Consider the following 12,148-nt stretch of genomic DNA (forward strand, 5'->3'; position numbering starts at 1 on the left):
TACCCCAATATGTCAATTAAAAAATAAGCTGAAATCAACGTCGCCGTTTCCTTGACACGTTGTTTTTTTATGCGGAAAAAGGTGGTATTGTTCATGTTAACCGTCAATAATGTCAGTATGCAATTTTCAGATAGAAAGCTATACGATGACGTCAATCTTAAATTTACTCCGGGAAATTGTTACGGAATTATCGGAGCTAATGGTGCTGGTAAATCAACGTTTTTAAAAATAATCGAAGGTAATCTTCAACCAACAACAGGTACTGTTTCGATGGGACCTAACGAGCGTATGTCCAGTTTGAATCAGGACCATTTTGCGTTTGAAGATAATTTAGTGATGGATACAGTGATCCGTGGTCACGAAAAACTCTACGAGATCATGACTGAAAAAAATGCCATCTATTTAAAACCAGATTTTAGTGATGCTGATGGTATTCGTGCCGCTGAATTAGAAACAGAATTTGGTGAGATGGGCGGATGGGAAGCAGAAGCAGAAGCTAGCCAAATGTTGCAAGCACTAGGTATTGATGAATCACTTCACCAAGTTCCTATGAGTGAGTTGACTGAACCCCAAAAAGTTAAGGTGTTATTAGGTCAAGCCTTGTTTGGCAAACCTGACGTATTGCTACTAGATGAGCCAACTAATGGTCTTGATGTTAAGTCGATCAGTTGGCTAGAAAACTTCTTAGCTGATTACGAAAATACAGTCATTGTCGTATCCCACGATAGACATTTCTTAAACCAAGTTTGTACACATATGTGTGATGTTGACCGTGGAAAGATCACTCTATTTGTTGGTAACTATGATTTTTGGATGGAATCAAGTGAATTAGCCGCTCAACTACAAGCAAACGCTAATGCTAAAAAAGCTGATCAAATTAAACAATTGCAAGAGTTCGTTGCTCGATTTAGTGCTAATGCTTCAAAATCAAAACAAGCTACTTCTCGTAAAAAACAATTAGAGAAAATTACTTTAGATGATATTAAGCCATCTTCTCGTAAATATCCGTTCATTAAATTCAATCCAGAACGTGAATTAGGTAAAGATCTAGTTCAATTAAAAGGTGTATCAAAATCAATTGATGGTGTAAAAATTCTCGATGATATTAATTTGACACTTCGTCCAGACGAAAAAGTCGCCTTTATTAGTAGAAACGATTTAACAACTACTGTTTTAATGCAAGTTATTTCTGGTGAATTAGAACCCGATAGCGGCGAAGTAATTTGGGGACAAACAGCCAGCACGACTTATTTACCAAAGAACGTCAATGATTACTTCGCAGAAAATAAGATGTCAGTAATTGACTGGTTACGTCAATTTGCCTCAAAAGAAGAAAATGATAATACTTTCTTACGTGGATTTTTAGGTAAGATGCTATTCTCAGGTGATGATGTTAATCGTGAAGTTGACGTTATGTCTGGTGGGGAAAAAGTTCGTGCCATGCTATCTAAGATGATGTTGAGTAAAGCCAATGTCCTCTTACTAGATGATCCAACAAATCATTTGGATCTGGAATCTATCACGGCTCTAAATGATAGTTTAGTCGGATTTAAAGGTAGTATTTTATTCACATCCCATGATCATGAGTTTATTCAAACGATTGCCAATCGAATCATAGAAGTTAGTCCTAAAGGTATCGTTGACCGTGCGGATACAACTTATGATGAATTTCTGGCACATGAAACTGTTCAAGAACAAGTTGCAAAATTATACGAATAAGATTTTTAAAACAAATGAAGCCAGCAGTCCAAATCGGATTGCTGGCTTCATTTATTTTATTTAAAATTTAAGGTTCGATCAATTCAATTAAACGATTGACTAAATCGGTAATTCTTCTGGTATCCATGGCAATATTTTCGCTAGAACGACCATTGATCATTGTATGGTTAACTTGTAACAGGCTGACAGAATCAGTTTGATCACTAAAACTGGCAATTGGTAAAACAAGTTGGTGATCATACATCGGAACTTCTCCAGCGGTTACTTTAATAATTTTTTTACCCTCAGGCATACTTAAAATATATGTTTTGATCCGCTTTAAACTAAATTTATCTTGATAGAAATCATAAATGATCCCAAGCTCATCTGTAATATACTTAATTTCATTATTCATTTGTCCTTACCACCTCTTGAAACACTTACCTAATTGTATCATTAGAGGCCAAAAATAATCGAAGGCAAAAAAATAAACCCATTTCTTGGGATAATGGGTTTATTCGGCGTATTACCAGTAGTGTCCAGGACAAGTGTGTGAGTGTATGTGAGGTTTCCATGTGTCAAAATAGAGAGGGATTTTATTAATGAATGAAAGCATTCTATTAATAAACTTTGGAATGGGAAATGGGAACTGACAAAATCTTTTACATTAATAGGAAAATTGTTTGAGGGGGGCAATTTTCTGTTTATGGTGATTGAGAAATATTTAATGATATTGAGGATGATATCATTGATATTCTTTTTTAATAAAAGGAAGGAATTGCATTGACACTCACTGTCTTATCCCTTTCACAAATACAGTATATAACATTTGTTTAAACAATTACAGTCATTTTTGATAAAAATATTTATTTGTTTTTAAAATCACAAATGAGACTTTTTATAGCATAATATAACTAGGTCTGACTTAAAAATTATAACAATTATATTAATCCTGAAAACAATAATTTTACAAATAAATTTATTTAATCTAAAGAAGAGAATGCTGTTATATCAGTGTTCTCTTCTTTATGTTTCATTGGAATAAAAAATATAACTTTTTTAGGTATTCCCCTTGTAAAGCGCTTTCTAATGAGGTAGACTTTTTATTAATCAATTAGTTAATATTGTCACAAAGGATGGTAGATAAACATGAAAGTAAGTATTATTGGTTGTACACACGCAGGGACATTTTCAGCAATGAATATTTTAAAGGATCACCCAGACTGGGAAGTATCAGTTTTTGAACGTAATGATAATTTATCTTTCCTATCTTGCGGTATCGCACTTTGGGTAAGTGACCGTGTTTCAGATCCTAACAAGATGTTTTATTCAAGCCCAGACGATTTAGCTAAATTGGGTGCACATATGAATATGAAACATGATGTAACTAATATTGATTTTGATAATAAGAAACTAGCCGTTAAGAATCTTGAATCTGGTGAAACATTTGAACAAGATTACGACAAACTAGTTATTACAACGGGATCTGCTCCAATTGTTCCAAATATTCCTGGAATTGATTCAGATAAGGTTAAACTATGTAAGAACTGGACTAATGCTAACGAACTTAAAGAAAATGCCAGTGATATTAAGAGTGCTATTGTTATTGGTGCTGGATACATTGGTGCCGAACTTGCAGAAGGATATGCAACTCTTGGCAAAGAGACAACTTTGATCGATGCACTTCCAGACGTTTTGGCTAAAAACTTAGATCCAAACATGTCTAAAGTTGCTGAACAAGATTACAAAGATAACAACGTAACTTTAGGATTAAGTGAAAAGGTTCAGTCATTTGAAGATACTGCAGATGGTGTGATCGTTAAAACTGACAAGAACGAATATAAAGCTGACATTGCTGTTATGTGTGTAGGTTTCCGTCCTAACACTGATATGTTCAAAGATGAATTTGAAACACTTCCAAATGGTGCTTTGATCGTTGACGAATATATGCACACAAGTAAACCAGATGTATTCTCAGCCGGAGATGCTGCATCTGTACATTACAACCCAACAAATGATAATCAATATATTCCTTTAGCAACTAATTCAGTACGTCAAGGTATTTTAGTAGGTGCTAATATTGAAAAAGACACTGCTAAATATATGGGTACACAAGCTAGTTCAGCTGTTGAATTGTTTGGTAGAACATATGCTGCTAGTGGTTTGACAGCAGTTCATGCTAAAGCTTTAGGTAAAGAAGTTGAATCAGTAAGCCTTGAAGATAATTATCGTCCTGAATTTATGCTTACAACAACTCCTGTATTAATGAACCTAGTTTGGGACCCAGAAACACGTGTTGTTTTAGGTGGAGCTTTGACAAGTATGTATGATGTTTCTCAATCAGCTAACTTACTTTCATTAGCTATTCAAAAAGAAGTTACAATTGATGAATTATCAATGGTCGACTTCTTGTTCCAACCAAACTTCGACAAACCTGTTAACTATGTAAGTGCATTAGCCGGTGCCGCTGTTGCTAAAGCAGATAGTAAAGTTAGTGAATAAAGAAAAATCTCGCCTAGAGGCGGGATTTTTTTCTTCAAACTTTTTTCAAACTTTCCAACTTTTTCTTTCATACATTGGCGCTAATATGTATACATAGTCAATTGAGGCTATTGAGGAAGAGGTGATGTTGCTTATGAAAAAACATCCGATTTTAGTTCTTACCAGTTTATCGGCGGTCGCAGCTGTTTGCGGTAAGATGATTAAATCTCATAACGACAAAAAATTATTCAATTAAAATAAAAAAGTAAATTAAAAGAGGTAGTTAATATGAAAAAAATTATGTTTGGTGGCTTGCGTATGCAAGCCTTTTTTTGTTGAGAGTGTGACGAAGCATGTTCAGCTTTCGATCGGAAAAAGCTATGCTTTGTCACACGTTTATGCCATATATCAATAAAACATAAAATTCCAAGAGACTGTTATCAGCCTCTTTTTTTGTTGCCTTTATTTACATTTTTCCCTATGATTTGGAGGGGCAATTCACTAGGAGAGTTTTTTTATGAGAAAACACAATGTTCTATATTATTTAATGGCTTTTTTTATTAATTTGATCATAATATCAGGAATTTTTTATTACGTTGGTTTAGTTCCCTTTGGGGATGGCAATTTTTTAACTAGTGATTTAGGTACACAATATATTGCTTTTTTGACTGAATTACGTCGGCAATTAGTTACTGGAAATATTCACTTGTACTTATTCAGTCAATCATTGGGAGATAATTTCTTTCCAATAATAAGCTACTATTTATTGTCACCGTTTAATTTGTTGTTAGTGTTATTTACTAGTTCGACAGTCCCTATTGCGGCGGATGTCATAATTATGTTAAAAATATCTGCTATGGGCTTAACGATGGCCTACTTTTTGGCCAAGTATTTTAAAAATACTCGCTATTCTAATTATTTATTTACAGTTGCGTATTCATTTTGTGGATTTGTGGCGTCATATTTTTATGACTTAATGTGGTTGGATGCTTTGATCATGCTGCCATTAGTGGCGTGTGGATTATTGAAATTGATCGACCATAATAAAGTTGTCCTCTATTATATTTCGCTATTTTTAGCAATCGTATTTAATTACTATTTAGGATACATGCTCTGTATTTTTTCAGTTTGCTTTTTTATTTATTTAGCATTAGAAAAAAATCTCCTCAAGCAAAAAAATCGTTTTGTAATTATTCGTAATTTTATTATATCTTCGGTATTAGCCGGAATGAGTGCTGCGTTTGTTTTAATTCCAACATTTTCCGGGATGATGAAGACGGCCAAAACTTCGTTTGATATTTTTAATTATTTACCGTCGGCTAGATTTGGTTTTGAAGCTTTCACACAATTGGGTATTGGTGGTAATACTTTTGCTCAGAGATTGCATCATGGACCATCAGTTTTCATGACCTCAACAGCTTTGATCCTATTATTAGGGTATTTCTTTAGTAAACGTGTAACTAAGCAGGATAAAGAACATGCTTTCTTTTTGATTGGTGTTTTGTTATTGAGCATGTTTGTGACGACTTTTAATACTGTTTGGCACATGTTCCAAAATCCAGCAGGATTTCCTTTTAGAAATAGTTTTATTTTTTCATTTATTTGTATTTTTATTGCTCACAAAGCGTTTTCTGCAGGAGTATTTAAGGATGCTAATACTGTTATCTCGGCTAGTTGTACAGCAGGGATTTTAATTTGTATCGGTTATTTAACAGAATGGATGATACCAAAACTTATCCAACAGATGGGATTTGGAACACCTTACAACGAGTATAATATTTATTATTTTGCACTGACGTTATTATGTATAACGATTACGGGAATATTTATTTATCTTTATGGTAGAAACAAGTATTTCGGAATCGTTTTGATGTTAATGGTTATTTTTGAAGTTGGTGCCAATTTTGTTTCTGTTATAGATACGGCCGGATTTGGTAGTCAGAGTATTTATCAAAAGCAGTATAAATTGGAATCTGAAGTTTTAACCGATGTCAAAAAAGAAAGTGAGATCGGTCATCGTATTATTGTTTCAAAATCGGGACTAAATAAGGCGTTTCCAGAGCAGTATAATAACTATAATGATCCTATTTTGTTCAATATTAATGGATTGAGTTTATATAGTTCTACGTTGAGTCAAGATACTTTGGAAACTATGAATAAATTAGGTTATTTTAGCCGCAACGTACGACGGATCAGTTATATTGGCGGAACTTCTTTAACCAATACTTTGTTTGGAGTTGACTATGATATTGGTCAATGGAATCATTCATATGAAGTGGAAGCTGATTATAATTCGCCTAGTTTGGGATTCTTAGCCAGTCCTGATATTTATGATTTTCAAATGATGTCGAATCGAGCTTTGGATAATCAAAATCGACTTTGGCAAGCGATTAATGGCGACAATAAGCAGTATTTTAAGAATGCTAAGATAGACGATTGGACGAAAACTAAGTTAGGCAAAAAGAACCTTTATGAATATAAATTGACGACCACTGCTAATGGAGAACTTTATTTGTACACGGCACCGATAAATTATGTTCGTTCAAAAGTTTATATTAATGGTAAAAAAGTAAAAATGCCGAGCTTGATCAATAGTTCGATTGTAATTGATCTAGGCGATTACGATGCTGGAGAAAAGTTAAGTGTTGGCATAAAGACAAGAAAACCACTTGAATACGATCCAGGGTATTTTAAGACTTTAGATTCAGCTGAATTTAACCAATCAAAGAATACTATTAGGCAAAATTCCTTAAATATCACATCTCGATTGAACCACGATACAGTACGAGGCAAGATCAATGTTAAAAAAGCTTCGCCAATGCTATTTACCATTCCTTATGATAAAGGTTGGAAGGCTTTTGATAATGGTAAAGAAGTTAAGACATATAAGGTAGTAAACAATTTAACGGCCATTGATTTGGATAAGGGATATCACAAGATAATATTGAAATATGAAGTTCCCGGCTTGAAAATTGGCTGGATCATATCAATTATTTCGGTAGTATTATTTGGAGTATTTTTGATTGTTAAAAGAAAAATCGATCCAAAAGAGGAAAGTTAATCATATAATTTTGTAAAATTCATAAAATGTTATAATATTTTGTTATGAAACGCTTACAATAATAATTCGAGGTAGATTGATGACAGATTACATTATGGCGATAGATGAAGGAACAACTAGTACGAGGGCAATTATTTTTGATAAGAAAGGCTCAAAAGTTGCCGATGCACAACGGGAGTTTACACAACATTTCCCAGAACCAGGTTGGGTAGAGCATGATGCTAATGAAATTTGGAATGCCGTTCAGTCAACAATAGCTAACGTTTTTATTGAATCAGGTATTAAACCTCATCAAATATCTGGTATTGGGATCACTAATCAACGTGAAACTACTGTTATTTGGGATAAAAATACAGGTTTGCCGATATATAACGCAATTGTTTGGCAAAGTCGTCAAACTACAAGTATTGCTGACAAACTAAAATCAGATGGTTATGATCAAATGATCCACGAAAAAACAGGTCTTTTGATCGACTCATATTTTTCAGCTACAAAAATTCGTTGGATATTAGATCATGTTGATGGTGCCCAAGAACGTGCTGAAAAGGGTGAACTATTATTTGGTACGATCGATAGCTGGTTATTATGGAAGCTATCAGGTGGAAATGCGCATGTAACTGACTACTCTAATGCCAGTCGAACAATGTTATTTAATATCCATGAATTAAAGTGGGATGACGAAATATTAAAGGTTTTAAATATCCCTAAAGCAATGCTTCCAGAGGTTCGTCCTAATTCTGAAGTTTACGCAAAAACAAAGGACTATCATTTTTATGGTTCAGAAGTTCCCATTTCAGGTATGGTTGGGGACCAGCAAGCAGCATTATTTGGACAAATGGCTTTTGAACCCGGTATGGTTAAAAATACCTATGGTACAGGTGCCTTTATTGTGATGAATACTGGTGAAAAACCACAAATTTCTGATAATAATTTATTAACGACTATTGGATATGGAATTAATGGTAAGGTTTATTATGCCCTAGAGGGTAGTATTTTCGTAGCCGGATCGGCAATTCAATGGTTACGTGATGCTATGAAATTAGTAGATTCAGCACCTGATTCTGAAGATGCGGCAATGTCTTCAAATGATGATGACGAAGTTTATGTTGTACCAGCATTTACAGGTCTTGGTGCACCTTATTGGGATTCAAATGCTCGAGGCGCTGTTTTTGGTTTAACTAGAGGTACAAGCAGAGAAGATTTTATTAAAGCAACCTTGCAATCACTTGCATATCAATCTCGTGATGTTATTGATACGATGAAAAAAGATACAGGAATTGATATTCCAACCTTGAAAGTTGATGGCGGAGCAGCTAATAATAAATATTTAATGCAATTTCAAGCTGATGTTTTACAGACACCCGTTCAAAGAGCTAAAGATCTTGAAACAACAGCTCTAGGGGCAGCCTTTTTAGCTGGTTTAGCCGTAGGATATTGGAAAGATATTGACGAAATTAAAAAAGAATATGCAACTGGTGCTACTTTCAAACCGGAAATGAAAAAAGAACGTGCTGATTATTTATACGAAGGTTGGCAAGAAGCAGTTAGTGCTACAAGAAAATTTAAGCATAAGCCAATGTAGCTGATGGTTATTTGGAGGGAATCATGATGGACGAACAGTATATTTTAGCAATTGATGAGGGGACAACTACAACTAGAGCTATGATTTTTGATCATAGTGGAAAAAAGGTTGCAGCGGCACGTCATCCGATTCGCCAAATTTTACCCAATCCCGGTTGGGTAGAACATGATGCTTCTGAAATTTGGAATGCAGTTCAGACGACTATTGCGACTGTCTTGATCGAGTCAGGAATTAAACCTAGACAAATTAAATCTATTGGAATTGCCAGTCAGCGTGAAACTACAGTAGTTTGGGATAAAAATACGGGATTGCCGATTCATAACGCTATTGTTTGGCAGTCTAGACAGACGGTTAACTTGGCTAATAAAATAATTGATGAAGGTCATAAAGATGAAATTCATCAAAAAACAGGTTTGATCGTTAGTCCATATTTTTCAGCTACCAAAGTTCGCTGGATCTTGGATCATGTTAAGGGTGCCCAGGAACGTGCTGAAAAAGGCGAATTATTGTTTGGAACGATCAATACTTGGTTGTTGTGGCAATTAACTGATGGAGAAAGTTTCTTAACTGATTACGCTAATGCTAGTCGAACAATGCTGTTCAACATCAATGATCTTAAATGGGATGATGATTTATTAGAGTTGTTCAATATCCCTAAAGTTATGCTTCCTGAAGTTAAATCAAACGCTGAATTATTTGGAGTAACTAAGAGCTATCATTTTTATGGATCAGAAATTCCGATTACAGGAATGACGGGTTCACAACAAGCTTCGTTGATCGGACAAATGGCTTTTGATAAAGGTATGGTAAAAAATACTTACGGAACAGGCGCTTTTGTTGTTATGAATACAGGAGAAGTTCCCGCTTTATCAGATAATAACTTGCTGACAACGATAGCTTATGGTATAAATGGTAAAATAAATTACGCTCTTGAAGGTAGTGTCTTTGTTGCGGGTGCCGCTTTGCAGTGGTTGCGAGATGATTTGAGAATAATCAAAAGAACCCCAGATACACAACAAGCTGCCATGAGGTCGACTAGTCGTGATGAAGTTTATGTAGTGCCGGCATTTTCTGGACTTGGCGCACCTTATTGGGATGATAAAGCCCATGGGACCGTCTTTGGTCTGACTCGTGGTACTAATAAAGATGATTTTATCAAGGCAACATTACAGGCAATTGCTTATCAAACTAAAGATATTGTCGAAACTATGAGTTCTGATTCAAAAACTCCGATCAATATTTTAAAAGTTGATGGAGCAGCTACTGCGAATGAATATTTGATGCAATTTCAAGCTGACATTTTAAATATTCCATTGCAGCGAGCAGCAGAATTAGAAACAACTTCACTTGGAGCTGCATTTTTATCTGGATTAGGGTCAGGTTACTGGAAAGATATTGATGATATTAAGAAAAATTATCAATCTGGTAATACCTATAAACCGAAAATGGATAATGAAATGCGTGAGAATCTTTATGACGGTTGGAAAGAAGCTGTAAATGCAACAATGGCTTTTAAACATAGAAAATAATTAACAAAATAAGAGTCGCAAGTTAGAAGACTCTTATTTTTTTTTGCCTTTATATAGGCAATTTAAAGGAATATATTAAAAAACTTTTGACATTAAACAAAGTTGGGTTTAATATTTAGTACATCATTGTTGTAATGTAAGGAGAATTTCTAATGGAAGAAAAGAAGAATCGAGGTTTCTTCGGACAACCTCTTGGCTTGAGAACGCTATTCCTTACTGAATTTTGGGAGAGATTCAGTTACTACGGTATGCGTGCCATCTTGCTATTCTATATGTATTATGCAATAGATAAGGGTGGACTTGGTATGAACCAAGTTACTGCCGCATCTGTTATGTCGATCTATGGTTCACTTGTCTACATGTCCAGTGTTGTAGGTGGAATTATCAGTGATAGATTTATGGGACCTAGAAAGACAGTATTCTGGGGTGGTGTTTTGATCATGTTTGGTCACATCGCCTTATCACTACCATTTGGTCAAACTGGACTATTCGTTTCTATCGGTCTTATTACAATTGGTACCGGTCTATTGAAGCCAAACGTATCCGAAATGGTTGGTGGATTATATACCGAACAAGATACTCGTCGTGATGCTGGTTTCAGTATTTTCGTTATGGGTATTAACCTTGGTTCATTAATTGCACCACAAGCAGTTAATATGATGTGGCATCATTATAATTTCCATGCCGGTTTCTCATTGGCTGCTATTGGTATGTTCTTTGGACTTATCGTTTATTGGTTCGATGGTCGTAAATACTTACCAAAAGAAAGTTTCCAAGCTCCAGATCCACTTCGAGGCGAAGAACGTACTAAGTTCATCAGAAGAGCTATTTACGTAATCGTTGCTGTTGTTATTATCGTTGTTATTATGGCATTTACAAATTCATTAACAGTTAATAATTTTATCAATATTCTTAGTGCCTTAGGTATTCTATTACCAGTAGGTTACTTCGTAGTAATGTTAACAAGTAAAAAAGTTACAAAAGTTGAAAGATCTCGTGTTATTGCTTATATCCCATTATTCATTGCCGCAGCTATTTTCTGGGCAATTGAAGAACAAGGTTCAGTTGTTTTAGCACTATTTGCTGCTGAACAAACACAATTGAACTTTGCCGGATTGCAACTTTCAGCTCCACAATTCCAGATGCTTAACCCATTCTTCATCATCATCTACTCACCAATCTTTGCTTGGTTATGGTTGAAGTTAGGTAAGAGACAACCATCATCACCATCTAAGTTCTGGATCGGACTTGTCTTTACAGCCGTTTCATATTTTGTAATTATCATTCCATTGATGGGACTAAGTCCAGCCGGAAAAGTTAGCCCACTTTGGTTAGTATTAAGTTGGGGAATCATTGAAATTGGTGAAATGTTAATTTCTCCAGTTGGTTTGTCAGCTACAACAAAACTAGCTCCCAAAGCATTCGCATCTCAAATGATGGGAATGTGGTTCTTAGCCGATTCAGCCGGACAAGCAGCTAATGCTCAATTAGTTAAGTTGTTTGAACCAGGAAATCCAGCTAATGAAATTATGTTCTTTGGGATCACAGGTGCAGTAACATTAGTAGCCGGAATTATTTTGGCATTGTTGGTACCTAAGATTAAGCCATTGATGCAAGGAGTTAATTAGAGAGCGTTGTTAAACACGTTCAGCTTTCGAGTATTAACCACAAAAGGCTCGTACCTGCGCAAGCAGGTGCGAGCCTTTTGTAGTTAAACGGAAAAAGCTGTGTTTAACAACGCGTTTAAAAAAAGCAAAGGAAATAAAAGTAAAACAGTAAAGTATAGAACAAGCAGGT

General features: G+C 35.0%; 7 protein-coding genes. 6 read left to right on the top strand and 1 reads right to left on the bottom strand.

Annotated elements, in window-relative coordinates:
* The first annotated feature begins 93 nt into the window (after positions 1-93).
* Complete coding sequence (locus EKM77_RS05625) at positions 94-1,719, top strand: ABC-F family ATP-binding cassette domain-containing protein (RefSeq protein ID WP_125593090.1); 1,626 nt, start codon at positions 94-96, stop codon at positions 1,717-1,719.
* A 67-nt stretch (positions 1,720-1,786) separates the two neighbouring features.
* Here EKM77_RS05625 and EKM77_RS05630 read toward each other — a convergent pair whose 3' ends face one another.
* Positions 1,787-2,113 (bottom strand): hypothetical protein, encoded by a 327-nt coding sequence (locus EKM77_RS05630; protein ID WP_125593071.1) that lies wholly within the window; start codon positions 2,111-2,113, stop codon positions 1,787-1,789.
* Between the two features lie 734 nt (positions 2,114-2,847).
* Between EKM77_RS05630 and EKM77_RS05635 the strand changes: the two genes are divergently transcribed.
* The 5 genes from EKM77_RS05635 to EKM77_RS05655 all read left to right on the top strand — a co-directional run bounded on the left by EKM77_RS05635 (position 2,848) and on the right by EKM77_RS05655 (position 11,979).
* On the top strand, positions 2,848-4,200 hold the full coding sequence (locus EKM77_RS05635) for an FAD-dependent oxidoreductase (protein WP_125593072.1): 1,353 nt from the start codon (positions 2,848-2,850) through the stop codon (positions 4,198-4,200).
* Positions 4,201-4,696: 496 nt separating this feature from the next.
* Entirely contained in the window at positions 4,697-7,240 is a 2,544-nt protein-coding gene (locus EKM77_RS05640) for a YfhO family protein (RefSeq protein WP_125593073.1), read from the top strand.
* Positions 7,241-7,319: 79 nt separating this feature from the next.
* A complete protein-coding gene (gene glpK, locus EKM77_RS05645; protein WP_125593074.1) occupies positions 7,320-8,822 on the top strand; it encodes a glycerol kinase GlpK in 1,503 nt (500 codons plus the stop codon).
* Positions 8,823-8,848: 26 nt separating this feature from the next.
* The gene (gene glpK, locus EKM77_RS05650; protein WP_125593091.1) at positions 8,849-10,351 is read left to right on the top strand and encodes a glycerol kinase GlpK; all 1,503 of its coding nucleotides are present in this window, start codon (positions 8,849-8,851) and stop codon (positions 10,349-10,351) included.
* Between the two features lie 152 nt (positions 10,352-10,503).
* Entirely contained in the window at positions 10,504-11,979 is a 1,476-nt protein-coding gene (locus EKM77_RS05655; RefSeq protein WP_125593075.1) for a peptide MFS transporter, read from the top strand.
* Positions 11,980-12,148 lie beyond the last annotated feature (169 nt).

This window comes from Companilactobacillus baiquanensis, from assembly GCF_003946605.1.
Lineage (GTDB): Bacteria > Bacillota > Bacilli > Lactobacillales > Lactobacillaceae > Companilactobacillus > Companilactobacillus baiquanensis.

Excerpts from the sequence above, each read along its gene's own strand:
- EKM77_RS05635 (WP_125593072.1), top strand. The coding sequence starts at position 2,848 with ATGAAAGTAAGTATTATTGGTTGTACACACGCAGGGACATTTTCAGCA.
- glpK (WP_125593091.1), top strand. The coding sequence starts at position 8,849 with ATGGACGAACAGTATATTTTAGCAATTGATGAGGGGACAACTACAACT.
- EKM77_RS05630 (WP_125593071.1), bottom strand. The coding sequence starts at position 2,113 with ATGAATAATGAAATTAAGTATATTACAGATGAGCTTGGGATCATTTAT.
- EKM77_RS05625 (WP_125593090.1), top strand. The coding sequence starts at position 94 with ATGTTAACCGTCAATAATGTCAGTATGCAATTTTCAGATAGAAAGCTA.
- glpK (WP_125593074.1), top strand. The coding sequence starts at position 7,320 with ATGACAGATTACATTATGGCGATAGATGAAGGAACAACTAGTACGAGG.
- EKM77_RS05640 (WP_125593073.1), top strand. The coding sequence starts at position 4,697 with ATGAGAAAACACAATGTTCTATATTATTTAATGGCTTTTTTTATTAAT.
- EKM77_RS05655 (WP_125593075.1), top strand. The coding sequence starts at position 10,504 with ATGGAAGAAAAGAAGAATCGAGGTTTCTTCGGACAACCTCTTGGCTTG.